The sequence below is a fragment of the Methanobrevibacter sp. genome, from assembly GCF_017427765.1.
Lineage (GTDB): Archaea > Methanobacteriota > Methanobacteria > Methanobacteriales > Methanobacteriaceae > Methanocatella.
Window position 1 is genome coordinate 1 of record NZ_JAFRSC010000013.1, and the last position, 24,739, is coordinate 24,739.

Genomic DNA, 24,739 nt, shown 5'->3' on the forward strand with positions numbered 1-24,739 from the left:
AATGGAATTATTCCCTGCAAGACAAAGAAGATCTTTAAAGAGAGGATTCTTACCAAGACAACAAATTGTTTTGGATAAAATGAGAAAATTGAATAAAGAAGGAACTAAAGATGGTCGTCCTGTTGTAATTAGGACCCATTGTAGAGACATGATTGTTATACCTGAAATGGTTGGAACCACTTTCGGTATTTATGATGGTCAAAATTTTGTTGAAGTAACTATTGCACCAGAAATGATTGGTCATTACTTTGGTGAATACGCACCAACTAGAAAAAGAGTTCAACACGGAGACCCAGGTATGGGTGCTACCAGATCATCCATGTTTGTACCACTTAAATAAGGAGATTAGAACATGGCTAACAAATATGCTTATAATAATGACGTAGATGAAGCAAAAACTGCACGTGCTATGGCAAAATCTCTTAAGATTTCTCCAAAACACAGTGTTGAGATTTGCAGAGCAATTAGAGGAATGGAAGTAGGAAAAGCTAAAGCTTACTTAGAAGATGTAATTGACATGAAAAAAGCTGTTCCTTTCAAAAGACACAACAAAAAAGTTGGTCACAGAAAAGGACAAGAAGGCTGGCCTTCCGGAAGATACCCTGTTAAAGCTGCAGAACAAATTTTAAAAGTTTTAGAAAATGCTGAAGCTAATGCAGAGTACAAAGGTTTAGACACTGAAAAATTATTCATTGAACATATTTCAAGTCACAGAGGTGTTATTATCCCTGGTTACATCCCAAGAGCATTCGGTAGAATGACTCCGTTTAACACACCTACTACTCATATTCAAATTGTATTACAGGAGGCTAACTAATGATAGAAAAAGATTTTGTCACAGAGGGCCTTAGAAGAACCAGAATTGACGAATATTTAGAAAAAGAACTCGAAAGAGCTGGATACGGTGGTATGGAAGTTCAAATTACACCTTTAGGTACCATGGTTGTTGTTTATGCTGAAAGACCTGGTATGGTTATTGGTAGAGGTGGAAAAAACGTAAGAACTATTACCAACACTCTTAAAAACGAATTTGGTTTAGATAATCCTCAAATTGAAGTTAAAGAGGTTGAAGTTCCTGAACTTAATCCAAAAATCATGGCTTATAAAATAGCTAACATGTTACAAAGAGGTATGCATTTCAGAAGAGTTGCTTATTCCACTATTCGTAGAATTATGGGTGCTGGAGCTCAAGGTGTAGAAGTTACTATTTCTGGTAAAATCAGAGGTTCAAGATCTGCTGTAGCTAAATTCGTTGAAGGATACATTAAAAAATGTGGTGAACCTTCAATCAGATTAGTAGAAGAAGGCTTTGCTACAGTTCAATTAAAACCTGGTGTTTTAGGTATTTATGTAAGAATTATGCCTCCGGAAACTGTATTACCTGATTCTGTTGAAATCCTTCCTCCAAAAGTAACCATTGAAGAAGATGGTGAAATTGTAGAAGATGAAGAAATCGATGTTGAAACCGAAGAAATCATCGAAGAAGAAATAATCGAGGAAGTTGAAGATCTCGAAGAATTAGAAGAAGTTGTTGAAGAAGAATCTACTGAAGAAGTAGAAGAAGATGATAGTTAAATATGAAATTTAATTATCTAAAAGAGTTGGAACAATGGCGATTTTAAGAAGTAAAGAAATTTGGGACATGGAAGTTGATGAGATTCAAGATAAATTAGTTGAACTCAGAACTGAATTATCCAAAAATGTTTCTAAAAGTGCAGCTGCTGGGGTTGTTGAAAATCCTGGAAAAATTAGAGAATTAAAAAGAACAATTGCTCGTGTTCTTACAATATTGAATGAAAAACAGAAGGAGAATTAAATGTCAAAAATCTGTGATGTATGTGGGCTTCCTGAAGAACTTTGTGTTTGTGAAGAAATTGCACGTGAAGTTCAAACTCTAAAAGTTTTTACAGTTAGAAGAAGATTCGGAAAACTCATGACTATTATCGAAGGTATAGATGAACACGATATTGATATAAAAGAACTCACAAAAACTCTTAAAGCAAAATGTGCTTGCGGAGGAACAGCGAAAAATGGACAAATCGAACTTCAAGGTGATCACAAAGTGAGAGTCAAAGAAGTTCTTTCTGATTTGGGTTTTTCATCTGATACTATTGAAATTCGTGAATCTAAGAAAAATAATAAAAAAAGGAGATAATTCATCTATTCGATAAATATTCAATAAAATTTTGTAATTTTTCTGCATGATTTATTGTAAATGTTATAGTTAAGAGATTGGGATTATGATTACTTCAAAAAATTTAGTTCATCATGAATTCATTGGATTGAAAGTTCATGCAACTAATAAGAAGAATAAATCTCTTGATTTGAACGGAACTATCATTGATGAGACAAAGAATACCATTAAAATTGAAGATGAGAATAATTTTGAAAAAATTATTCCAAAAAGGGGTTCAACTTTTTTGTTTGAACTTCCAAACGGGGAAAAAATTGAAATTGATGGTAATATCTTGTCTATACGTCCTGAAGATAGAATAAAAAAAAGATTTAAAAAAATTTAATATGGTGATAATATGGTCGGGCTTAATGTTCAAGAACCAGAAACTACATGTGATGATCCTAACTGCCCTTTCCATGGGACTTTGCCTGTTAGAGGCCAAGTTCTTGAAGGTGTTGTTGTAAGTAACAAAGCAGAAAGGACTATTACTGTTGAACGTAGTTACTATAAATTCATTAAAAAATATGAAAGATATGAGAAAAGAAAATCTAAAATCAATGTTCACAAACCAGATTGTTTAAATGTGAATGTTGGTGATTCTGTAAAAGTTGCAGAATGCAGACCATTAAGTAAAACTAAACATTTTGTTTTAGTAGAAGTTAAAGGAGAGTAATTAAATGAAACCATTAACCTCAAGTGTATCTAAAGCATTACCAATTGGAGCAACCCTCCAATGTGTAGATAATACCGGTGCACGTGAAATTGAAATTATTTCCGTAAAAGGATTTAAAGGTGTAAGAAGAAGACTCGACGTTGCTGGTGTTGGAGATTTAGTTGTTGCTTCTGTTAAAAAAGGAACTGCTGACATGAGAAGAGAAGTTGTTAATGCAGTTGTAATCAGACAGAAAAAGGAATATAGGCGTGCTGATGGTCTTCGTGTTAAATTTGAAGATAATGCAGCTGTTATTATTACTCCTGAAGGAATTTTAAAAGGATCCGAAATCAGAGGTCCTGTTGCTAAAGAAGCAGCTGACAGATGGCCTAGTGTTGGTAGTGCAGCAAGTATTTTAGTATAGGTGAAAAAATGTCAAAACAACCAAGAAAACAAAGAAAAGCTCTTTATAATGCTCCTGCTCATGCACGTGGAAAACATTTGAGCGCTTCCTTAAGCAAAGATTTAAGGGAAAAAGTTGGAACTAGAACTTTACCTTTAAGATCAGGAGATAAAGTTAGAGTTGTCCGTGGAGATTTCAAAGGACATGAAGGAGAAGTTCTTTCTGTAGATTATGGTTCTTACAAAGTAACTGTTGAAGAAGTTACCTTATCAAAACCTGATGGAACTGCTACATTTCTCCCAGTTGACCCATCTAACTTAGTAATTATTGATGCAGATTTAAAAGATGATAGAAGAATAAAAAATAAAGGAGACAATTAATATGGCTAAAATGGGATCTAGAAAACATCTTAAAAGATATAAAGCACCAAAATCCTGGCCTATTCATCCTAAAGAAGATACCTGGACAGTAAAACCTGCACCAGGTGCTCATGCTATTAAGGATTCAATTCCATTAACTTTAGTTATCAGAGATGTATTGAAATTAGCTGACAATTCAAGAGAAGCTAAAAGAATCATCAACTCAGGTAATGTTTTAGTTGATGGAAGAGTTGTAAAAGATTACAAATTCCCAGTTGGATTCATGGACATTATTGAAATTCCTAAAACTGGTGAATCTTATAGAGTCCTTTTAGATAGAAAAGGCAGATTACAATTAGATTTAATTGATGATAATAGTGCTAAATTATCTAAGATTGTTAATAAATCCACTATTAAAGGTGGAAAAACTCAATTAAACCTTCATGATGGTAAAAATGTTATCATTGATGAAGATGCTTATTCTGTTGGAGATGTTATTTCTTTAAAAGTACCTGAACAAGAAATTGCTGAAGTTTATCCTTTACAAGAAGGAGCTACAGTTCTTGTTACTGGTGGTAAACACACCGGTGAATTAGGTACTGTAAGTGAAATTATTGAAAATAAATCTTCTAACCCAAATACTATTATTATTGAAAATAGTTCAAAAGATGAATTTTTAACTTTAAAAGATTATGCTTTTGTAGTTGGTAGCGATGCGCCAGCAATATCTTTATTGGAGGTTAATAAATGAACCCAATGAATGAAGTACGTATCGAAAAAGCTACAGTCAGTATTGGTGTTGGTGAAGCAGGTGAAAAATTATCCCGTGCTATTACCCTTTTAGAAGAAATGTTTGACCAAACTCCTGTTAAAACTTTCTCTAAAGTTACTAACCCTGAATGGGGTATTAGGAAAAAACAACCAATTGCATGTAAATTAACTTTACGTGGAGAAAAAGCTGATAAAGCTATCGATATGGTTTTAGAAGGTATTAGTAGAAATATTAAACCTACTCAATTTGATGCACAAGGAAACCTTTCTTTTGGTATCAGAGAACACATTGATATTCCAGGAATGAGATATAACCCAGATATCGGTATCTTTGGTATGAATGTTTCTGTTACTTTTGAAAAACCAGGTTACAGAATTGCTAAAAGAAAAATCAGACAAAAGAAAGTTCCTCAAAAACATAGAATTTCTAAAGAAGAAACTATGAAATTTATGGAAGAAAACTTCAAAGTTAATTATGTGACTGAATAAGGTGATAGTTTGCCAAGAAAATACGGAAAAGCTGCAAAAAAATGTAGTCGTTGCGGAGACCATTCTGCAATGGTTAGTAGATATGGCATAAATTTATGCAGACAATGTTTTAGGGAAGTAGCTCCTAAAATGGGATTTAAAAAATATAATTAGAGGTTTAAAATATGAGTCTTATGGATCCTCTTGCAGATGCTTTAACAAATATCAGAAATAACGAATTACAAGTAAATGACTCTTGTGTTATTTCTCCTGCTTCCAAATTAATTGGACAAGTGTTAAGCACTATGCAAAAAGAGAATTATATTGGTAATTTTGAATATATTGATGACAACAGGGCAGGTAAATTCACTGTTGAATTAATCGGTAACATTAACAAATGTGGTGTTATCAAACCTCGTCATGCTGTTAAGAAAGATGAATTTGAGAAATTTGAAAAAAGATATTTGCCAGCAAAAAACTTTGGTATATTAATCGTCACAACTCCTGAAGGAATTATGACTCACAATGAGGCTAAGGAAAGAGGAATTGGCGGACGTTTGTTGGCTTACATGTATTAGGTGATATAATGGTAGTAGCTGCAGCTATAAGGGAAGAAATTGAAATCCCTGAAGGCGTTGAAGTTATAATTGAAAATAATGAGGTCTCTGTAAAAGGACCTAATGGAGAAAACTCCAGAAAATTTACTTATCCTAATGTAAGTATTAAAGAAGAAAACGATGTGTTAGTTTTAGAAACTGCATTTCCTAAAAAGAAAGATAAAGCAATGATTGGAACAACTAGAGCACACCTCAATAATATGATTATTGGTGTAACTGATGGATTTGAATATCACATGAAAATCGTTTACGCTCACTTTCCAATGAATGTAAAAGTACAAAATGACGTAGTTGTAATTGACAACTTCCTCGGGGAAAGACACCCAAGATCTGCTAAAATCGTCGGTGATTCCAAAGTAGCAGTTAAAGGTGATGAGGTAACAATTACAGGTATTAATAAGGAACATGTTGGTCAAACTATGGCTAACTTAGAACAAGCAACTAAAATTAAAGGAAGAGATCCTAGAGTATTCCAAGACGGAATATATTTAACTAGCAAGGAATAAATTTGGTGATTTAAATGGCTAATAAAAGATTTAAAAGACAAGAATATGCTCGTTATAAAAAACTTGGAATCAAATGGAGACGCCCTAGAGGTAAAACCAGTAAAATGAGAAGATATGAAGCAGGAAAACCTGACATGCCAGCTATTGGTTACAGAACCCCTAGAGCTATAAGGGACTTACACCCTTCAGGGTACAACGATGTTCTTGTTCATAACTTAAAAGAATTAGAAGACTTAGATCCAGCAGTTGATGCTGCAAGAATCAGTGCTTCTATCGGTAAAAGGAAAAAAGCTTTGATGTTAGAAAAAGCATCAGAACTCGGAATTAAAGTATTAAACAAATAAGTCATATTTATAAGTTGAATCAATTCCGGGGTTTTTTATGAATTGGTTTGACTGTTTAAATTAAAAAAATATTAAAGGGAATTTAGATATTGTCTAAATTTATCAGCTATGCTGAAATGGAGGATTATATATATGAATCTTACAACTCAAAAAAGATTAGCTGCTAGTATACTCAAAGTAGGGCTTAATCGTGTATGGATTGATCCTGAAAGATTAGAAGAAGTATCCATGGCGATTACTAGAGAAGGAGTAAAGCAGTTAATAAATGATGGCGCTATTAAAGCAAAACCTAAAAAAGGTATTAGTAGCTACAGATCTAAAAAAATCAAAGAACAAAAAGCAAAAGGTAAAAGAAAAGGTAGAGGTAGTATTAAAGGGGCTAAAAAAGCACGTACACCTAAGAAAAAAGCATGGATGACTACTATCAGAGCATTAAGAAAAGACTTAAAAGAAATGCGTGAAGAAGAAGTGATTGATGCAACTACCTATCGTAAATTATACAAAATGGCTAAGGGTGGCGCATTTAGAAGTAAATCTTACATGAGAAACTACGCCCGTGACCATGATTTAATTAAAGGAGATGACTAAACATGGCACATGGAACTAACTATAAAGTTGCTTTCAGAAGAAGAAGAGAAGGTAAAACTGATTATGCAGCTAGAATAAAATTAGTTGACTATGAAAAATCTCGTTTAGTTGTTAGAGTTTCTAATGCTCATGCAACTGTTCAAGTAATTGATTATGCTCCTGAAGGAGATGTCACTGTTGCTTCTGCAGTAAGTAAACAATTGGCTGGATTTGGATACAAAGGAAATACTGGTAATATCTCAGCATTTTACTTAACCGGATACCTCTGTGCTAAAAGAGCTTTAGCTAATGGTATTGAAAATGCAATTTTAGACATCGGTTTAAAATCTCCTATTAAAGGATCTAAAGTATTTGCAGCTCTCAAAGGTGCTGTTGATGCTGGTTTAGAAGTTCCTCACGGTGACTTCATTTTCCCTGAAGATGAACGTATCAGAGGAGAACATGTTGCAAATTATGCTGAATCTTTAAGTGCTGAAGATGTTGCAGTTAAATTCTCAAAGTATTTAGAAAGAGGTCTCAATCCAACAGATTTACCTGAAAACTTTGATGAAACTATTAAAAATATTGATGAGGCAGAGGTATAACTATGAGTTTTAATATTGATGAATGGGAACCTAAAACTAAAATGGGTAGATTAGTTAAAGATGGAACCATTACTGATATCGATGAAATCTTTGAGAAAGGTCTTCCAATTATGGAATTAGAAATAGTTGATGCCTTAATCCCAGATTTAGAAGAAGAAGTAATGGATGTTAACTTAGTTCAAAGGATGCACAAATCTGGTAGAAAAGTTAATTTCAGAGTTATTGTTGCTGTAGGTAACAAAAACGGATATGTAGGATTAGGCCAAGGTAAAGCTAAAGAAGTAGGTCCAGCTATTAGAAAAGCTGTTGACAACGCTAAATACAACCTTATTAAAGTAAGAAGAGGTTGTGGAGATTGGGGTTGTGTTTGTGGAAGAGAACACACTGTACCATTCAAAGTAACCGGTAAAACAAGTAGTGTAAGTGTTACTTTAATGCCAGCTCCTGCAGGTGTAGGTTTAGTAGTTGGTGATGTAGGTAAAACTATCTTAAAACTCGCTGGTATTCACGATGTTTGGTCTCAAACTTTCGGACAAACCCAAACTACTGTAAACTTTGCTAACGCAGTATTTGATGCTTTAAAAGAATTAAGTAATGTTAAAGCAAGTAAAGAAGACCTTAAGAAAATGGGAGTTAACTACTAATTGGTGATTACTATGTTTTTAGTTATTAGAGTTAGAGGAACTACTGGTGTCATTCAAAACATTGCTGACACTTTAGACATGTTAAGACTTAACAGAATCAGCCATGCAGTTTTAGTTGAAGAAAATCCTAGTTATGAAGGTATGCTTCAAAAAGCTAAGGATTACATCACTTGGGGAGAAATTGATGCTGAAACTTTAGCAGCAATTATTGCTAAAAGAGGTAGACTCCCGGGTAATGTTAAAGTTACCGATGAATATGTTGCAGAAAATTCTGATTACAGTAATATTGCAGAATTAGCAGAAGCTTTAATTAAATCTGATGTAAAATTGGCTGATGTGGGTATTAAACCTGTATTCCGTTTACACCCTCCAAGAAAAGGATATGAAGATATCCGTTTATCTGTAAACGAAGGTGGATCTTTAGGTTACAGGGGAGAAGAAATTAAAGATCTTGCAAAAAGAATGCTTTAAAAAGGGTGTATAATTATGATTAGAACAAAACGTAAAATTAACAAACAAAGAGGTTCTAGATCCAACGGAGGTGGCTGTACCAAAAAACGTAGAGGTGCAGGTAACAAAGGTGGAAAAGGTAAAGCAGGTATGGGTAAACAACATTGGACCTGGACTGTAATTCATGACCCTGACCACTTTGGTAAACATGGATTTAAAAGACCTCAAAAAATGATTAAAAAAGTTAATTCAGTTAATTTAGTTTATTTAGAAGAACAAGCTGAAAATTTAATTGCAAGTGGAAAAGCATCTAAAGATGGTGATGCAATAGTTATTGATGTAACTGAATTAGGTTATGATAAAGTTTTAGCTAAAGGTAATATCACTAAAACTTTCAAAATTTCAGCACCTAAATTTTCCGCTGGTGCAATTGAAAAAATTGAAGAATTAGGAGGGGAAGCTATAGAATTATAGCTTTCTATAATTTATTATTTATAGAGGAAGAAAATGTCATCACTAGAAGTATTAGAGCCAATATTTAAGGTTATTCCTGAAGTTAAATCTCCAGTTCACAGAGAAGATTTCAATGAAAAACTTAAATGGACTGCAGCGGTTTTAGTATTGTATTACTTTTTAACTTTAATTCCGTTATATGGTTTAGCTCCAGGTGCTATAGATCAATTTGCTCAGTTAAGAGCTGTTATGGCGGGGAGTTTCGGTTCAATTCTTACTTTAGGAATTGGTCCTATTGTTACTGCTTCAATTGTATTGCAATTGTTAGTAGGTTCTAATCTTTTGGATTTAGATTTATCTTCACATAAAGATAAATCTCATTTTCAAGCTACTCAAAAAGTATTATCTATTGTTTTTACTTTATTTGAAGCTTCAGTTTTAGTATTGACTGGTAATTTAGTACCTATAGATGGTTCTTATACATTACTATTAATTGTTCAACTTGTAATTGGTGCTTTAGTAATTATTTACCTTGATGAAGTTGTCTCAAAATGGGGATTCGGTAGTGGAATTGGTTTGTTCATTGCAGCTGGTGTATGTCAGCAAATCGTTGTAGGTACATTTAGTATTTTGAGCGGTACCGATCACTTATTTACTGGTATTATTCCAAAATTCATCCAATTAGCAACAACAGGAGTATATGATTTCTCAATTTTAATTCCATTAATTGCAACTATCGTAGTATTCTTAGTTGTTCTTTATGGTGAATCTATGAGAGTTGAAATTCCAATTTCCCATGGTAGTGTAAGAGGACATGGAAGAATCAGAGGGTCTGTTGGTAAATACCCATTGAAATTCGTTTACTCAAGTAACATGCCAGTTATTTTGACAAGTGCATTGCTTGTAAACGTAACACTTTTCGCAAATGTTTTCCAAAAAATTGGGGTTCCTTTATTAGGTCACATTCAAAACGGAAAAGCTGTTGACGGTATAGCATGGTTGTTATCAACACCTAAATTAAACATGTTTATTACAGAACCAATCCATGTTTTAGTCTATGCGATATTCTTTATTATATGTTGTATGTTATTCTCATATCTATGGGTGGAAATCAGTGGATTGAATGCTAAAAAGATTTCTGAACAATTATACAATTCAGGTATACAGATACCTGGGTTTAGAAGTAGTAAACGTCAGTTATATAAAATTTTAAAGAAATATATTCCTGCACTTACCATTATCAGTGGTATTTATGTAGGTCTTATTGCTTTCCTTGCAGATTTAACTGGTGCTTTAGGTGGAGGTACTGGTGTATTGCTTACTGTAGGTATTATTCATAAACTTTATGAAGAAATGGCAGAGGAACAACTTATGTCCTCCAATCCACTTCTTAGGAAATTTTTAGGAGAATAATCTCCTATTATTATCCTTTTTTACAATCGAGGGGTTAAAATGAAATTAGTAGTATTAACAGGAATTCCAGGTTCTGGAAGTACAACTTTACTAGGTAGGGCACTTGATGAAGTTGATTATGTACATTTAAACTATGGGGACATAATGACTGAAATTGCTATTGGTGAAGGTCTCGTTGAAGATAGAGATGCTTTAAGGAAATTACCAGCTGAAACACAAAAAGAAATTCAAGCAAAGGCTGCTAAAGAAATAAAACAAAGATCTGAAAATGATAATGTTATAGTAGATACTCACTGTACTATTAACACTCCTGCAGGATTCCTTCCGGGTCTTCCAATATGGGTTTTAGAACAGTTAAAACCGGATCTTTTTATTTTGATAGAAGCTAATCCTGATGAAATTATTTACAGAAGATTAAATGATGACACTCGTGAACGTGACTTACAAAAAGTAAAAGAAATTCAATTACATCAAGAAATGAACAGAGCTACTTCAATGGCTTATGCTACTTTGACAGGGGCTACTGTTAAAATCTTAAAAAATCCAGATAATCATTTAGATGTTTCAGTTTCTAAATTGGTGGATGTATTAAATTTATAGTGAGGTATTACAATGGTTGATTTATTTGGGCCGGTTTATGGGGTATTGAATGCGATATTTAGTCCAATTCTCGCTATTGATCCAAATCCGACTAATCCAGCTTTAACTGTTTTAATAATTGCATTTATTGTTTCTTTGATTACAACTATTGCTAATAAGTATTTGGTTGATCAAGATGAATTAAACGAACAGCAAGCAACAATGAACGAGTTTAATAAGAGACTTAGGGATGCTCAAAAGAGAGGTGACGGAAAAGAAGTTGCTAAACTTCAAGCTGAACAAGCTGAATTAATGAAAAATCAGACTGCAATGATGACCAATCAATTCAAACCGATGATTGTTACTTTTGTTCCAATTATTTTGATTTTCTTTTGGATGAGAACCTCTGCAATTCATAATTTGGTAATAATTTTACCAAAAACAGTATATTGGGTTACTTTAACACCAATTTGGCATTGGATAGGTAGTTTTTTATATGGTGGTAAAGCTACTATTCCGTATGGTATCGGTTGGTTGTTGTGGTATATGATTTGTACTTTCGGAATGAGTCAGATTTTAAGAAAATTCTTAGGATTTAAACAAGGGTTCTAAAATCGACCATTAAACATACATTTATTAATGATGAAAAGAATATATTATAATATTCTATATTGAATACGCTATTACACAATTATTAAATATTTTATTAAAATTAAATTTATAGGTGATTAAATGCCTGCAAATAGGTTTAGATCAAGATCATATAAAAGAGTTCATAAAAACACTCCTGGCGGAGAAAATGTTTTAAGATACAAAAAGAAAAAACCATCTAAGCATGTTTGTGCTGAATGTGGTGCAGTATTGCATGGAGTTCCTCGTGGACGTCCATACGAAATTGGAAAATTATCAAAAACAGCTAAAAGACCTAACCGTCCATATGGTGGGTACTTATGCTCAAAATGTGCTCGTAAACTTTTCAAAAACGGAGCTAGAAAATAATGATAATTACAATCGGTGGATTAGCTGGAACTGGAACAACAACTGCAGCAGAAATGCTCAGTGAAAAGTTAAACATTCCATATATTTCTGCAGGATTCGTTTTTAGGGAAATGGCTGCAGAGAAAGGAATGAGCGTTCTAGAATTTAGTGAATTTGCCGAAGGTAATGATGATATTGATAAAGAAATTGATAGAAGGCAAGCTCAAAAGGCTAAGGAAGCAGAAAATTTAATAATTGAGGGCAGATTATCAGCATATTTCGTTGATAACTCTGATTTAAAACTCTGGTTAGTAACTCCATTTGATGTTCGATCTAAACGAATAGCTGAAAGAGAAGAAAAATCTGTTGATGTAGCCAAAAACGAAATAATTACTCGTGAAAAAAGCGAAGCCTTAAGATACATGGAAATTCATAACATAGACATTTCTAATATGGATATCTATGATTTAATTATAAATACTGATACCTTCAATCCAGAAAGTGTATCAGAAATCATTATTCAAACATTAAAGGTGATATAAATGGCATCAATTGAAGTAGGTAGAGTATGTGTAAAAATCGCTGGTAGAGAAGCTGGCGAAAAATGTGCAATCGTTGAAATTATCGATGAAAACTTTGTGGAAGTTGTTGGTGAAGCAGTTAAAAACAGAAGATGTAACATTGCTCACTTAGAACCAACCGAAGAAACTATCGACGTTTCCGGCGATATTGACTCTATTAAAGCAGCTTTAGCTGACTTATAAATTCAAAAATGAATAATTAAATTATTATTCATAACTTTTTTTATTTACTATTTTTTTTAAAGGGTATATTTTCATGAAGTTTGACATGATAACAAAATCCAGCAGTTTTACAAATCCTGAATTTGGATGTAAACCTGAGGATAGGGAGATTGAAGAATACATTTCTAAAGGTGTTATTAATCTCGATAAGCCATCCGGTCCGACTTCTCATGAAATTGACTCCTGGGTTAAACGTATTTTAAATTTGGAAAAATCAGGGCATGGCGGAACATTAGACCCTAAAGTCACTGGAATTCTTCCGGTTGGTCTTGACGACGCTACCCGTGCAATTCAACTGCTTTTGACAGCTCCAAAAGAATATGTGTGTTTGCTGACATTTCATCAGGATGTGGATGAAGATAGAATCCGTGAAGTCTTTGCTGAGTTTACAGGTAAAATTTTTCAGTTGCCTCCAGTAAAATCAGCTGTTAAACGTGAAATGAGAACACGTAATATCTATTATTCTACAATCTATGAAATTGAAGGACGTGACGTGCTGTTTAGAATAGGATGTGAAGCTGGAACTTACGTTAGAACTTATTGTCATAATATTGGTGAAGCTTTAGGTGTTGGGGCTCATATGGCAGAACTTAGAAGAACTCAAGTAGGTTCATTTACCGAAAAAAACAATTTAGTTACTCTTCAGGACGTAACTGACGCATATCATTTCTGGAAAGAAGATGGTGATGAATCATTCTTGCGTGACGCTATTATGCCAATGGAACGAGCTGCAGATTATCTTCCAAAAATGGTCATTAAGGATTCTGCAGTAGATGCGATATGTCATGGGGCAGATCTAGCTTGCGGTGGAATTGCTTCATTAGCCGATAATATTCAAAAGAATGATATTGTAGCTATTGAAACTCTTAAAGGAGAATTGGTTGCATCAGGTAATTCATTGCTGAGTTCAAATGAAATTTTAGATGCAGATAATGGATTTGCTGTAAATACATCCAAAGTATTTATGAAACCTGATACTTATCCAAGATTTTGGAAATAGTTTGGTTTTGAATATTAACATTAGTTTTGCTAGGAATAGTATAATTATCTCATTTATAAATAATTTTCAATTTATACAGGAGGTAATTTGTTATTGAAGTGTTGTTTTTTTGTTTCTAATTTGATAATTCCAATTTGTGACTATTTCGTAAGTATTAAATATTATACATTTCATAAATATATATCAATACAAATGCTAGGGGTGTCTAAGGTTTGCTGAATAAGAAAATTATTTGGATTTCTATATTGTTTGCGGCATTGTTGTCTGTATCATTTGTTAGTGCAGCAGATAACTTCACAGGAGATGTTGTAAGCATTGCTGACGACACTTTAGTTACTTTGGATTCGGATGAGAATAATCCCTCTTCAAATTCAAATACTTTTTCTGATTTAAATAATATTCTTGCTGATGATTCTATTTGGAATTATCATTTAGACCAAGATTATACCTTTTCTAGTGATGTTGATTCTAATTTTGTTAATGGTATTGTTATAAACCGTTCCATTAATATTTATGGTGATGGCCATACAATTGATGCAAAGTATCAGTCAAGAATTTTTAATGTAACGGAATATGTAGGATTCTACAATATTGTTTTTATTAATGGTAATTCAGAAAGTGGTTCTGCTATTACCGGTTCTAATTTTGCCGCTGTAAACTGTACTTTTTCAAATAATTATGCAAATAGGATGGGTGGTGCATTGTATGGCGGTTATGCTAAGGAATGTATTTTTGAAGATAACTCTGCTGGCCGATGGGGTGGTGTAGCTTATAATTCCAATTTGGAAAATTGCACTTTCATAGGTAATTATGCAGGTGAGGAAGGAGGTGCATTATATGGTTCATATGTTACTCAATCTCAATTTATCAATAATTCTGCCGAAAAATATGGTGGTGCCATATACGGAGGTTCTGTAGGCAGTTCTGTTTTCATTGGCAATACTGCAAGATATTATGCTGGTGCGGCATTCGATGCTTATGTTGTTGATTGTAATTTTCAAAAAATTCTGCTGAAAATGGTGGTGCTCTAGGTGGTGAATCTTATTCTGCCGTAAATTCTCGCTTTGAAGATAATTCTGCTGATAATGGTGGTGCTATGTATGGTGGTACTGCTTTAGAGTGTGTTTTTATAAATAATCAAGCTCATCAGGGCGGTGCCAAATATTCCGGATCAGCTAGGGATTGTCTTTTTGATAACAATCATGCTGTAAATAGGGGCGGCGCTACAATGGAATGTTATTCAGTTAACTGTAATTTTACACATAATTCTGCCCTTGAAGGTGGGGCAATGTTTCAGGAATCTGCTGTAAACTGTATATTCATGTTTAATTCAGCAGTTAATGGTGGAGCAATGTATAATTCTCATGCAGAAAAATGTAAAGTTTACAATAATACTGCAACAAGGGGTGGTGCAATAGATGAAGGCGGTGCTGAATCTTCAGATTTCAGATACAATCATGCTGTAAACGGCGGTGCGGCCAGTAACAGTGATGTTTTGGCATGTACTTTTATAAGCAATAATGCTGATGAATATGGTGGTGCAATTTATCAGTCTTCAGCAAGGAGATGTTTATTCACTCAAAACACTGCCAAATATGGTGCGGCTCTTGCATATGGGTCTGCTTCTGAATGTTCCTTTAAAAAGAATATTGCTAAAATTACTGGCGGTGTCAGATATGAAGCTTACGTTGCAGATACAATAGAATGTGAAGGTAATTTGCCGGTATATAAACTATATGTTTCCGATTTTTCAGGCGTTGAAGGATTTGGTGGGGATATTAGTATCAAATTGGCTGATAATACAAATTATTATGTGACTGGAGTAAATGCAACAATTAAACTTTATAATTCTAAAAATAAATTAATTAAAACCTCATTATCTGAAGTGGGATATAACTGGTTTGTCAGTTTATCTGCAGGTACTTATAAAGCAGTTATCAGCATTAATGATGAGCTGTTTGAGTTGGATCCAGTTAATATAAAAATAACTATTAAAAAATCTTCTTTTATTTATGCTGCCGATGTGGTTACAAATTATCATGCAGGTAAGGTTTTACTTATAAATTTACATGATGCTAAAGGAAATGTAATTAAGTATGCTAAAGTTTCCGTTAAGTTGAATGGTGCGACTAAAACCTATACTACAGATGACCATGGTCAGGTAATGATAGCAACTAAAACTTTAGCTCCTAAAACTTACACTGTAGATATTAATTATGCAGGCAGTAATACTTATGTCAAAGCTTCAGCTACAGCTAAAATCACAGTTAAAAAATTAACTCCAAAGTTAACTGCGGCTAAAGCTACTTTTAAACTAAAAGACAAAACCAAAAAATATACTGTTACTTTGAAAACCAATAAGAATGTGGTTATGAAAAACACCAAAGTTACTGTAACAGTTAATGGAAAAACATATTCTGTAAAAACAAATTCTAAAGGTCAGGCGATATTCAAACTCAATAAACTGACTAAAAAAGGTACTTTCAATGCAGTTGTTAAATATGCTGGAAGTAGCATTTATTACTCTTCAACTAAAACAGTAAAAATAACGGTTAAGAAGTAAATCTTTTTTTCATTATTTCGATTTTACGCTATTTTATGTTTTCAAAATTAATTATTTGACTTATTCTTTTAATTTAATTTAGGTTATTTGAAAATCCGTAATTTTGTTATTTTTCCATATGATGTTTCATTTAAAATTTGTCTTTTTTAATAAAATAAATAATGAAGAAGCTAAAATGCTCCTCCACCACCTCCGCCGGATCCTCCGCCTATGTTTCCGAAACTTCCAGAGTCTGAAGATGGATTTGCGGTTGTTTGACCGGTTTCAAATGCATGATGCATCATGTAATATCCTCCGAAGTGATGATATAAGAAGATGTTATCATCATAATCGGAAATATTTTTTTCATGGAGTTTCATTGACTTGTAAACATTGTCTGCTACTCCAAGGGAGGCACCATAAATGAGGTACTTTTTCCAGACAACTATTGATTCTGGAGGGTGTTCTTCAATTAAACTGTTGTCCTTTAAGAATTTCTTAAAGTTTTTCCATTTGAGATAGTAGACTCTGCCCTTTTTGGTCCATTGTCCGAAAATATCTTCCGGAAGCATGAATACGATTAAGGAAAATATTGTAAGAACTATTCCTCCACCAATTGCAAATACTCCATTGTTAAGATTTGTTATCAATCCTAATGAAAAGATTATTATTCCGGCTGCCAACCCGAAAACAGCGAATTTTTTCATGATTGATGCACCTTTGCTGTTGAAATATGTTTTAAGATTATCACTGTCTAAATATTCATGCTTAACATCCTGTTGCCAAATGCGAAATTCTTCCATGAACAATTTTGCATTTGATTCATAAGACAAATCTGAGTTCAAATTAGATAAGTTGATCAAGTCGTCCTCGGCAAACATTGAAAGAATGTCCAATACGGTATTTTCATGGATGGCTAGGTTTTCATCATAATGTTTATTTAATTTCAATAATAACTCGTTCATATCTGTGTTTGGGTCTAGTTTTGTTTTAAGGCCGATAACATTTTTATCAATAAGATTTAAAATTGTGGCTTCAAATCCTTTCATATTTGGTGTCCCGATATCATAACTATTGTCAATTAGTGCATTCACAACAGCTGGCGGGTCATTTGTCGGCGGTTCTCTTTCATAAATTCCATCATAATCAACTTTAGGTTCCCTGCCTAGTCTGAAGTAGACTATTACTCCGATTATTGGTGTGATTAATGATAATAATCCAAGTATTATGTATGTTGTATTCCAGAATGAACGTCCGTTTGCGCTGTCTTCTAAATTATGTGTTATTGAGTCTTTCCCGTTTTCATTAACATGCTTTGCATAAGTTGCATTTTCAAAATCAGTTGTAGGCATTAAAACGAGCAGTTCATAAAATTCCCCTTTAGGGATTTGGTTTGATGTTAATGTAATTGTATTGCCCTTCAAATAACTTGTTGCGTTATATTCCTGTGGATTTAAATAATATTCATTACTGGCGTTTCCCGGAAGATGGACTATGGCCGTTAGGGCATCTATTCCAACATCCCATTCTTCTCCCCAGAGCTTGTATTGAAGGCCTGCAACATCATTGAAAATGGTTACTGTATTTTTCATATCATAACTGATGTAGGCATATACTTGTGCATTGGATATTTTTTGGGTATGTGCTTCGTCAGCATAGAGATATACTTTAATGTGAGCTATTCCGTCTTCTTGTGTAACTTCTACAACAGAATATGCTCCTTTTGTATCTACTGTAACATTTTCTATGCTTTCTCCTTCTTTTAGGGGTATGTCTCGGTAGATTCCATTGTATGTTCCATGAAATGTATAATCGTATATTTCATCTACATGAAGTAGACCGTTATTTTCAACATTTAACTCGATAAATGCCTGATTAATGCTGTAGCTTTTATCGTCATCTGCTGATACAACAGCAATTGCTGAAAATAAAACTAAAAATAATAAAATTATACAAAATGCATTTTTAACATTCATATAATTTCACCTTTTTTTTTAAAATTCAACTTCTGGCACTTCCATTTCGCTTTCAGGAGCGCTGAAAAATTCAGCTTGTTTAAAACCAAACATTTTTGCAAATATGCTGCTTGGGAACTGTTCACATGCATTGTTGTATTTTAAGACAACGTCATTGTAAAACTGTCTTGAATATGAAATTTTGTCTTCGGTTTCGCTTAATTCAGATTGTAATTGCTGGAAATTTGAATTGGCTTTAAGTTCTGGATAATTTTCAGCAACTGCAAACAATGTTTTTAAAGCACCGGTTAACTGATCATTAGCAGTACTTGTTTCATCAATATTTTCGGCATTGATGATATTGCTTCTGGCATTTGTTATGTTTTCAAACAGTTCCTTTTCATGTGAAGCATACCCTTTTACTGTTTCAACAAGATTAGGTATTAAATCATTTCTTCTTTTGAGTTGAACTTCAATCTGTGAGTAGCTGTTTTTAACACGGTTTCTTAAACTTACCAAATTATTGTATAAGTGTATTATTGTAAATCCAATAAAGAATATTAATGCTATTAATACAATTATTAATGTTAAATCCATTTTATCACCTAACATTATAATATATGTAATCATGACATATAACTTATTTTTTAATTTGTCAAGCGAGAATTTATTTATGGTTAAATAATAATTATTATTAAGAAGATTTTTTTGTGAAAACTTCATTTTAAACAATACCTTTATATAGGTGTAGATTTATATATTATCTTATCATATTATACTAGTCAATATGATGTGCAAGTATTGCTAACTATTATGCCGAGATAGTCTAGCCTGGTAAGGCGCGAGACTGGAAATCTCGTGGGCGTTCAGCCCTCCTGGGTTCAAATCCCAGTCTCGGCGTTTATTAGTTTTTAACTTAGTTTTTTAATTTAATATCATTATTAAAATACTTGTTAAACTGATATTTTTTTGCACTCTTAGTTTATTTAAACTAAGTTTTACATTGTTGAAAGAACTGTGTTTTGAATTTCAAAACATTCGAATCTATTATTTTACGTCTCGTAGATTCGCTCTATAAATGGAGGTTATTTAATGGAAGACGATTTTAAGCATTTAGTGCGTATTTCAAGAAAGGATGTAAATGGTAACAAAACCATTGAACAAGCTTTAACTGAAATCAAAGGTGTTGGAATATCTTTATCTAAAACTATGTGCCGTACTTTAGACTTAGATTTAGACGCTAAAATTGGATACATTGCTGACGAAGATGTTTTAAGAATTGAAGAAATTTTAGAAGACCCACAAAAATTTGACATTCCTTCCTGGATGTTAAATCGTAGGGAAGACTATGAAACTGGTGATGACATTCACTTAATTGAATCTGATCTTGATATGACTTTAAGAGATGATTTAAACAGAATGAAAAAGACCAGAAGTTACAAAGGTAGAAGACATGAAGTTGGTTTACCTGTTAGAGGTCAAAGAACCAAATCTACTTTCAGAAAAAGTTCTTCAGTTGGTGTAAAACGTTCACGCGGATAGGCATGGGACTTTTTTTATAAATTAAATATTTTAAATTCAATTTTATAAGGAGATGTTTTAATGGGACAACCTAGAAAATCAAGGAAAAAGTATAATACACCACCACATCCTTGGAATGCGGAAAGAATTAAAAATGAAAACAAATTAATGACTAAATACGGTTTAAAAAATAAAAAAGAAATCTGGAAAGCTGATACTTTAGTCAGAAGATACAGTAGGGAAGCAAGATATTTACTTGGTTTCGGTACTGATCAAATGGTTAACGAAAAATTAGAATTATTAGGACACTTAGCTAGAACCGGTGTTTTGCCAGAAGGTGCTGCTCTTGAAGAAATCTTAGATTTAAACGTTGAAGATATCTTAAGAAGAAGATTACAAACTATTGTATACAAAAAAGGTTTAGCTCGTACTCCTAAAGAAGCAAGAATGTTTGTTGTACATGGACACATAGCTTTAGCTGGTAAAAAAATCAACTCACCAAGTTATGTAGTCTTGAAAGGTCAAGAAGATGAAATAGGTTTCTATCGTTCTTCACCTGTAGCTAAACAAATTGAAGAGTATAACAATAACAAAGCTAATAAAGCTAATACAGAAGAATAAAAGGTGTAACTATGGCAAAAGATGAAAAATGGGGTATAGCTAATATTTACTCATCATTTAATAACACTATTATTACTGTAACAGATATTACTGGTGCCGAAACTATTTCTCAATGGTCTGGTGGAAAAGTTGTACGTGCAGACAGACAACAGGCTTCACCTTTCGCAGCTATGGCTGCAGCAACCAGAATAGCTGATGACGCTAAAGAAAAAGGATTCGTCGGTTTACATATTAAAGTAAGAGCTCCTGGTGGAAACGGACCTAGAAGTCCAGGACCTGGTGCACAAGCTACTATTCGTGCTTTAGCAAGAGCTGGAATTAAAATAGGTAAAATCGAAGATATCACTCCTATTCCTCACGATGGTACTGGAAGACCTGGTGGTAAAAGAGGAAGAAGAGTATAAGTGGAAGGGTTTAATATGGAGATAGAAGTTAGAAGTCAAAGCGACAATGAAATGGTATTCATTGTTCGTGACGCAGAAGTGCCTTTTATAAATGCTATTAGAAGATGCGCAATGGTAAATGTGCCTAAAATAGCTATTGAAGATGTAAATATTATTAGAAATGATTCTGCAATGTTTAACGAGGTACTTGCTCATAGACTTGGTTTAACTCCTTTAGTTTCTGATTTGGACGCTCTTGAAGGCTTACCATTACCTGAAGATGAAGAATGGGAAGATTTCAAAAGCGGAATATTGTTTGAGCTAAAAGAACAAGGACCTAAAGTTGTTTATTCTAAGGATTTAATATCTTCAGACTCAAAAATTAAACCAGTATACGACACAATTCCTTTAGTGAAACTTAAAGAAGATGAAATTATAGATATTGAAGCTTCTGCAAAAGTTGGATACGGTAAAGAACATGCAAAATGGATGCCAACTACAGTATGCGCATACAAACAATATCCTAAAATAACTTTTAATGAAGATGTGGAAATTGACTACGACTGTGCTTTAGCATGTCCTCGTGGCGTTTTAAAATCAGATAGAAGATCCAAAAAGATTAAAATTTTGGATATTGAAAACTGTGCCATGTGTAAAAGTTGCGTAAGAGCTTCTTCAAATGGTTATATTAATGTTGGATATCACGAAAACGATTTCATTTTCAGAATTGAAACAGATGGAGCAATGCCTCCTAAAGAAGTTTTATTAAAAGCTTGTGATGTATTAGGTGAAAAAGCTGATAAGTTTATCAAATTTAGTGAAGAAGGAGGAAGTAAATAATGGTTAAGAAAGTAGTTAAAACAAATCCTAACCTTATTGAACTTATTAATAAACTTTATGAACAATCAAGAAGTGAAGATGCAGCTATTTGGAAAGATGTTGCACAAAGACTTGAAAGGTCTAATAGAAGAACTGCTGAAGTAAATTTGTCTGATATTGCAAGACATGCTGAAGCTGGTGAAACTATTTTAGTGCCTGGTAAAGTTTTATCAAACGGTAATTTAGAAGAAAAAGTAGATGTTGTAGCATTAAAATTCTCAGCTAAAGCACAAGAAAAAATTGAAAGTGCTGGTGGAGAATGCATCTCAATTGATGAGATAATCGAATCAAATCCTAAAGGATCAAACATTAGGATCATTGAATAAATAGGGTGTTATTATGATTATTGATGGAGAAGGATGCGTTTTAGGAAGATTAGCTAGTGTAACTAGTAAGAATCTTTTAGAAGGCGAAGAAGTAGTTATTCTTAATGCTGAAAAAATTATGTTAACTGGTAATAGGGATTGGGCTTATGCTAAATACAAACAAAGAGTTGACAGGGCAAGTATTTCCAACCCTCGTGACTTAGGTCCTAAATATCCTAGAAGACCAGATGATATATTTAGAAGAACTGTAAGAGGAATGTTACCTTTCAAAAAAGCTAAAGGTAAAACTGCATACAAAGGATTAAAAGCTTTTGTTGGTGTTCCTGCAGAATATGCAGATGCTGAACTCACTTCAGTTCCTGAAGCAGAATACAAAAACATTAAAAAAGGTATTGAATTAGGGGAAATCTCCAAACTTTTAGGAGCTACCTTTTAGATATATGGATGTGTGATTATGGTTAAAGTTATTCATACAAGTGGAAAACGTAAAACAGCTATCGCAAGAGGTACTGTTCAAGAAGGAACAGGTAAAGTAAGAATTAACAGAATTCCTTTAGAACTTTATTCTCCTGAGCTTGCAAACTTAAAATTACAAGAACCATTGACCTTAGCTGGAGATTTAGCTAATGAAGTGGATATCAATATCCGTGTTGTTGGTGGAGGAGTAATGGGCCAAGCTGAAGCTGCACGTATGGTAATTGCAAAAGGACTTGTACAATGGTCTCAGGATATGGATTTAAAAGAAAAATTCATACAATATGACAGAACTATGTTAGTTGGAGACCCAAGACGTTCTGAACCTAAAAAATATGGTGGTCCTGGAGCAAGAGCACGTAAACAAAAAAGTTACAGATAATTACTCTGTACCTTTATATTTTATTTAAATTAAAAAAGATGATATAAATGATTCCTATTAGATGCTTAAGTTGTGGAAAACCAGTATCTGCTTACTTTGATGAATATAACAAAAGGGTAGCTGCTGGGGAAAAGTCAAAAGATGTTTTAGATGACTTAGGTTTAACTAGATACTGTTGTAGAAGAATGTTAATTTCTCATGTGGAAACCTGGGAATAATTTTACAATTGTAGGGATATTGTATTGTAAAATATAATCTTGGTAAAATATATGCCTAATAATGGAGTAATATTCATGAATGTTGAGAAAAAATTAACAAGGTTTGAAAGAGCTAGACTTCTTGGAGCTAGAGCAATTCAAATATCCATGGGTGCAAAACCTTTAGTTGATATTAAAGATTCATTAGATCCAATTGACATAGCTTATGAGGAGTTAAAAGCTGGAGTTTTACCATTAGATGTTATTAGAGATGAATAAATAGTTTTTTTTCTATTTATTCTTAAATTATTTAAAAAAAATAAAAAATACCAACATAACTCTATAAAGAAACTTACTGATTTTTTAAAGAGTATAGATTATATGGTAATAAATTAAATGGCACTGAGGTGTTTTTTTTGGATAGTGTAATAGAAGATGTCCAAGTTCGTAAGATTTTGGATAGCAGAGGTAACCCAACTATTGAAGTAGATGTAGTTACTTGGAATGGTTTTGGTAGAGCCGCTGCACCAAGTGGAGCCAGTACTGGTTCCAGGGAAGTTGTATCTTTTCCGGAAGGCGGAGTAGATTTAATAGTCCGTGAAATGGAAGATTTTATAGCTTCTGAACTTATTGGAATGGATGCTGAAGATTTGACTACTATTGATGAAGTCCTTAGAGAAATCGATGGTACAGATAATTTGGCAGCTATTGGTGGTAATACTACAGTAGCAATTTCCATGGCTGTTGCTAAAGCAGCCGCAAAATCTTATAACATGCCATTATACAAATACATTGGTGGAAGTTTAGTAAATGAATTACCGTTTCCTTTAGGAAATATGATGAACGGCGGAGCTCACGCAGGCATTAATGCACCGGATATTCAGGAATTTTTGGTTGTTCCTATAGGAGCTACCAGAGTTAGTGAAGCTATCTTTGCTAATGCTAATGTTCACAAAAGATTAAAAGAGTTAATTCAAACTAAAGACTCCAATTTTACTGGTGGTAAAGGCGATGAAGGAGGATGGGTACCAAATATCACTAATGATGCAGCTTTGGAAATCCAAGCTAAGGCATGTGAAGAAGTTGGTGATGAACTCGGTATTGAAATTAGGCCTTCTTTAGATATGGCAGCTTCTGAATTGTGGAATGTTGATGAGCAAAAATATGTTTATGCTCAAGATGGTGTTAAAAGAGACACCGGAGATCAAATTGATTTTGTAAAAGAAATCATTGATACTTATAAAATGTTTTATGTGGAAGACCCATTCGATGAATCTGATTTCGAAGGATTTAGCGAGTTAACTTCAAAAGTTGGGGATAAATGTTTGGTTTGTGGTGATGATTTATTCGTAACCAATAAAGAATTGTTGGATAAGGGTATTGAAATGAATGCCGCAAATGCTATTATCATTAAGCCTAATCAAATCGGTTCTTTATCTGAAACTTATGCTACTGTAAAGTTAGCAAAAGAAAATGGTATTGTACCGGTTGTATCCCATAGATCAGGCGAAACAACTGATGAAACTATTGCACACCTTGCTGTTGGTTTTGCATCTCCGATGATTAAAACCGGAGCTATTGGTGGTGAAAGAATAGCTAAATTAAATGAACTTATTCGCATTGAAGAAGAACTTTCCAATCCGAAAATGGGTGAATTCTAATAAATATTTT

41 protein-coding genes and 1 tRNA gene are annotated in these 24,739 nt (G+C 33.3%); 40 read left to right on the plus strand and 2 right to left on the minus strand.

Annotated elements, in window-relative coordinates:
• The 29 genes from rpsS to IJL02_RS02935 form a co-directional block, all read left to right on the plus strand.
• On the plus strand, positions 1–340 hold a 340-nt coding region (gene rpsS, locus IJL02_RS02795; RefSeq protein WP_292808804.1), incomplete at its 5' end, for a 30S ribosomal protein S19.
• Between the two features lie 12 nt (positions 341–352).
• Entirely contained in the window at positions 353–817 is a 465-nt protein-coding gene (locus tag IJL02_RS02800; RefSeq protein WP_292808148.1) for a 50S ribosomal protein L22, read from the plus strand.
• Positions 817–1,575, plus strand: a complete 759-nt coding sequence (locus IJL02_RS02805; RefSeq protein WP_292784696.1) for a 30S ribosomal protein S3 — start codon at positions 817–819, stop codon at positions 1,573–1,575. Before IJL02_RS02800 ends, IJL02_RS02805 begins: the two co-directional genes overlap by 1 nt.
• Positions 1,576–1,609: 34 nt before the next feature.
• Positions 1,610–1,816: a 50S ribosomal protein L29 gene (rpmC, locus tag IJL02_RS02810; protein ID WP_116591334.1), complete on the plus strand. Its 207-nt coding sequence runs from the start codon at positions 1,610–1,612 to the stop codon at positions 1,814–1,816.
• Positions 1,817–2,155, plus strand: coding sequence for a stress response translation initiation inhibitor YciH (gene yciH, locus IJL02_RS02815; protein ID WP_292808806.1), 339 nt, complete (start codon positions 1,817–1,819; stop codon positions 2,153–2,155).
• 85 nt (positions 2,156–2,240) lie between these two features.
• The gene (gene rnp1 / locus IJL02_RS02820) at positions 2,241–2,519 is read left to right on the plus strand and encodes a ribonuclease P protein component 1 (RefSeq protein ID WP_292808809.1); all 279 of its coding nucleotides are present in this window, start codon (positions 2,241–2,243) and stop codon (positions 2,517–2,519) included.
• A 12-nt stretch (positions 2,520–2,531) separates the two neighbouring features.
• Entirely contained in the window at positions 2,532–2,849 is a 318-nt protein-coding gene (locus IJL02_RS02825) for a 30S ribosomal protein S17 (RefSeq protein ID WP_292784702.1), read from the plus strand.
• A gap of 4 nt (positions 2,850–2,853) precedes the next feature.
• Complete coding sequence (locus tag IJL02_RS02830; protein ID WP_292746869.1) at positions 2,854–3,252, plus strand: 50S ribosomal protein L14; 399 nt, start codon at positions 2,854–2,856, stop codon at positions 3,250–3,252.
• Between the two features lie 8 nt (positions 3,253–3,260).
• Entirely contained in the window at positions 3,261–3,611 is a 351-nt protein-coding gene (rplX, locus tag IJL02_RS02835; RefSeq protein WP_292808811.1) for a 50S ribosomal protein L24, read from the plus strand.
• 1 nt (position 3,612) lies between these two features.
• Positions 3,613–4,341 carry a 30S ribosomal protein S4e gene (locus tag IJL02_RS02840; protein ID WP_292808813.1) on the plus strand — a complete coding sequence of 243 codons (729 nt, stop codon included), beginning with the start codon at positions 3,613–3,615 and terminating at the stop codon, positions 4,339–4,341.
• Positions 4,338–4,850 carry a 50S ribosomal protein L5 gene (locus tag IJL02_RS02845; protein WP_292808816.1) on the plus strand — a complete coding sequence of 171 codons (513 nt, stop codon included), beginning with the start codon at positions 4,338–4,340 and terminating at the stop codon, positions 4,848–4,850. Before IJL02_RS02840 ends, IJL02_RS02845 begins: the two co-directional genes overlap by 4 nt.
• 9 nt (positions 4,851–4,859) lie before the next feature.
• The gene (locus tag IJL02_RS02850) at positions 4,860–5,003 is read left to right on the plus strand and encodes a 30S ribosomal protein S14 (protein ID WP_292608552.1); all 144 of its coding nucleotides are present in this window, start codon (positions 4,860–4,862) and stop codon (positions 5,001–5,003) included.
• Positions 5,004–5,014: 11 nt separating this feature from the next.
• Positions 5,015–5,407, plus strand: a complete 393-nt coding sequence (locus IJL02_RS02855) for a 30S ribosomal protein S8 (protein WP_292808818.1) — start codon at positions 5,015–5,017, stop codon at positions 5,405–5,407.
• A gap of 8 nt (positions 5,408–5,415) precedes the next feature.
• Entirely contained in the window at positions 5,416–5,952 is a 537-nt protein-coding gene (locus tag IJL02_RS02860) for a 50S ribosomal protein L6 (protein WP_292808821.1), read from the plus strand.
• Positions 5,953–5,966: 14 nt separating this feature from the next.
• The gene (locus tag IJL02_RS02865; protein ID WP_292808823.1) at positions 5,967–6,296 is read left to right on the plus strand and encodes a 50S ribosomal protein L32e; all 330 of its coding nucleotides are present in this window, start codon (positions 5,967–5,969) and stop codon (positions 6,294–6,296) included.
• A 132-nt stretch (positions 6,297–6,428) separates the two neighbouring features.
• Complete coding sequence (locus IJL02_RS02870; RefSeq protein WP_292808825.1) at positions 6,429–6,884, plus strand: 50S ribosomal protein L19e; 456 nt, start codon at positions 6,429–6,431, stop codon at positions 6,882–6,884.
• Between the two features lie 2 nt (positions 6,885–6,886).
• Positions 6,887–7,468: a 50S ribosomal protein L18 gene (locus IJL02_RS02875; protein ID WP_292808827.1), complete on the plus strand. Its 582-nt coding sequence runs from the start codon at positions 6,887–6,889 to the stop codon at positions 7,466–7,468.
• Between the two features lie 2 nt (positions 7,469–7,470).
• Positions 7,471–8,112, plus strand: a complete 642-nt coding sequence (gene rpsE / locus IJL02_RS02880) for a 30S ribosomal protein S5 (protein ID WP_292808830.1) — start codon at positions 7,471–7,473, stop codon at positions 8,110–8,112.
• A gap of 12 nt (positions 8,113–8,124) precedes the next feature.
• Positions 8,125–8,583: a 50S ribosomal protein L30 gene (locus tag IJL02_RS02885; RefSeq protein ID WP_292808832.1), complete on the plus strand. Its 459-nt coding sequence runs from the start codon at positions 8,125–8,127 to the stop codon at positions 8,581–8,583.
• Positions 8,584–8,598: 15 nt separating this feature from the next.
• Positions 8,599–9,036: an uL15m family ribosomal protein gene (locus IJL02_RS02890; protein WP_292808834.1), complete on the plus strand. Its 438-nt coding sequence runs from the start codon at positions 8,599–8,601 to the stop codon at positions 9,034–9,036.
• A gap of 33 nt (positions 9,037–9,069) precedes the next feature.
• Entirely contained in the window at positions 9,070–10,428 is a 1,359-nt protein-coding gene (gene secY, locus IJL02_RS02895) for a preprotein translocase subunit SecY (RefSeq protein WP_292808836.1), read from the plus strand.
• A gap of 39 nt (positions 10,429–10,467) precedes the next feature.
• Positions 10,468–11,028, plus strand: a complete 561-nt coding sequence (locus IJL02_RS02900; protein ID WP_292808838.1) for an adenylate kinase — start codon at positions 10,468–10,470, stop codon at positions 11,026–11,028.
• Between the two features lie 12 nt (positions 11,029–11,040).
• Entirely contained in the window at positions 11,041–11,619 is a 579-nt protein-coding gene (locus IJL02_RS02905) for a DUF106 domain-containing protein (RefSeq protein ID WP_292808840.1), read from the plus strand.
• A 120-nt stretch (positions 11,620–11,739) separates the two neighbouring features.
• Positions 11,740–12,006, plus strand: a complete 267-nt coding sequence (locus tag IJL02_RS02910; RefSeq protein WP_292808842.1) for a 50S ribosomal protein L34e — start codon at positions 11,740–11,742, stop codon at positions 12,004–12,006.
• Complete coding sequence (gene cmk, locus IJL02_RS02915) at positions 12,006–12,527, plus strand: (d)CMP kinase (RefSeq protein ID WP_292808844.1); 522 nt, start codon at positions 12,006–12,008, stop codon at positions 12,525–12,527. The genes IJL02_RS02910 and cmk overlap by 1 nt, the downstream gene beginning before the upstream one ends.
• The gene (locus IJL02_RS02920) at positions 12,528–12,749 is read left to right on the plus strand and encodes a 50S ribosomal protein L14e (RefSeq protein ID WP_292808846.1); all 222 of its coding nucleotides are present in this window, start codon (positions 12,528–12,530) and stop codon (positions 12,747–12,749) included. It abuts the gene before it with no gap.
• A gap of 73 nt (positions 12,750–12,822) precedes the next feature.
• Positions 12,823–13,788 carry an RNA-guided pseudouridylation complex pseudouridine synthase subunit Cbf5 gene (locus tag IJL02_RS02925; RefSeq protein WP_292808848.1) on the plus strand — a complete coding sequence of 322 codons (966 nt, stop codon included), beginning with the start codon at positions 12,823–12,825 and terminating at the stop codon, positions 13,786–13,788.
• Between the two features lie 212 nt (positions 13,789–14,000).
• A complete protein-coding gene (locus IJL02_RS02930; RefSeq protein WP_292808850.1) occupies positions 14,001–14,819 on the plus strand; it encodes a pectate lyase-like adhesive domain-containing protein in 819 nt (272 codons plus the stop codon).
• Between the two features lie 65 nt (positions 14,820–14,884).
• Positions 14,885–16,351 (plus strand): hypothetical protein, encoded by a 1,467-nt coding sequence (locus tag IJL02_RS02935; RefSeq protein WP_292808853.1) that lies wholly within the window; start codon positions 14,885–14,887, stop codon positions 16,349–16,351.
• 170 nt (positions 16,352–16,521) lie between these two features.
• On the opposite strand, the gene IJL02_RS02940 is transcribed toward IJL02_RS02935, so the two are convergent.
• On the minus strand, positions 16,522–18,306 hold the full coding sequence (locus IJL02_RS02940; protein WP_292808855.1) for a DUF2207 domain-containing protein: 1,785 nt from the start codon (positions 18,304–18,306) through the stop codon (positions 16,522–16,524).
• Positions 18,307–18,324: 18 nt separating this feature from the next.
• The gene (locus tag IJL02_RS02945) at positions 18,325–18,882 is read right to left on the minus strand and encodes a LemA family protein (RefSeq protein ID WP_292808857.1); all 558 of its coding nucleotides are present in this window, start codon (positions 18,880–18,882) and stop codon (positions 18,325–18,327) included.
• 218 nt (positions 18,883–19,100) lie between these two features.
• Between IJL02_RS02945 and IJL02_RS02950 the strand changes: the two genes are divergently transcribed.
• From IJL02_RS02950 to eno, 11 genes are all read left to right on the plus strand, one after another.
• A tRNA-Ser gene (locus tag IJL02_RS02950) sits at positions 19,101–19,185 on the plus strand.
• Positions 19,186–19,377: 192 nt separating this feature from the next.
• The gene (locus IJL02_RS02955; RefSeq protein WP_292808859.1) at positions 19,378–19,827 is read left to right on the plus strand and encodes a 30S ribosomal protein S13; all 450 of its coding nucleotides are present in this window, start codon (positions 19,378–19,380) and stop codon (positions 19,825–19,827) included.
• 60 nt (positions 19,828–19,887) lie between these two features.
• Positions 19,888–20,427 (plus strand): 30S ribosomal protein S4, encoded by a 540-nt coding sequence (locus IJL02_RS02960; protein ID WP_292808861.1) that lies wholly within the window; start codon positions 19,888–19,890, stop codon positions 20,425–20,427.
• A gap of 11 nt (positions 20,428–20,438) precedes the next feature.
• The gene (locus IJL02_RS02965; RefSeq protein WP_069574667.1) at positions 20,439–20,831 is read left to right on the plus strand and encodes a 30S ribosomal protein S11; all 393 of its coding nucleotides are present in this window, start codon (positions 20,439–20,441) and stop codon (positions 20,829–20,831) included.
• A 15-nt stretch (positions 20,832–20,846) separates the two neighbouring features.
• Positions 20,847–21,650, plus strand: a complete 804-nt coding sequence (locus IJL02_RS02970) for a DNA-directed RNA polymerase subunit D (protein ID WP_292808863.1) — start codon at positions 20,847–20,849, stop codon at positions 21,648–21,650.
• Positions 21,650–22,015 (plus strand): 50S ribosomal protein L18e, encoded by a 366-nt coding sequence (locus tag IJL02_RS02975; protein WP_292808865.1) that lies wholly within the window; start codon positions 21,650–21,652, stop codon positions 22,013–22,015. Before IJL02_RS02970 ends, IJL02_RS02975 begins: the two co-directional genes overlap by 1 nt.
• A gap of 13 nt (positions 22,016–22,028) precedes the next feature.
• Positions 22,029–22,451, plus strand: a complete 423-nt coding sequence (locus IJL02_RS02980) for a 50S ribosomal protein L13 (RefSeq protein WP_292808867.1) — start codon at positions 22,029–22,031, stop codon at positions 22,449–22,451.
• Between the two features lie 18 nt (positions 22,452–22,469).
• Positions 22,470–22,871: a 30S ribosomal protein S9 gene (locus tag IJL02_RS02985; RefSeq protein WP_292808869.1), complete on the plus strand. Its 402-nt coding sequence runs from the start codon at positions 22,470–22,472 to the stop codon at positions 22,869–22,871.
• Positions 22,872–22,918: 47 nt separating this feature from the next.
• Complete coding sequence (locus IJL02_RS02990) at positions 22,919–23,089, plus strand: DNA-directed RNA polymerase subunit N (protein ID WP_042694539.1); 171 nt, start codon at positions 22,919–22,921, stop codon at positions 23,087–23,089.
• Between the two features lie 51 nt (positions 23,090–23,140).
• Positions 23,141–23,347, plus strand: coding sequence for a DNA-directed RNA polymerase subunit K (locus tag IJL02_RS02995; protein WP_394355669.1), 207 nt, complete (start codon positions 23,141–23,143; stop codon positions 23,345–23,347).
• A gap of 137 nt (positions 23,348–23,484) precedes the next feature.
• Positions 23,485–24,729 carry a phosphopyruvate hydratase gene (eno, locus tag IJL02_RS03000; protein WP_292808873.1) on the plus strand — a complete coding sequence of 415 codons (1,245 nt, stop codon included), beginning with the start codon at positions 23,485–23,487 and terminating at the stop codon, positions 24,727–24,729.
• The last annotated feature ends 10 nt before the right edge of the window (positions 24,730–24,739 follow it).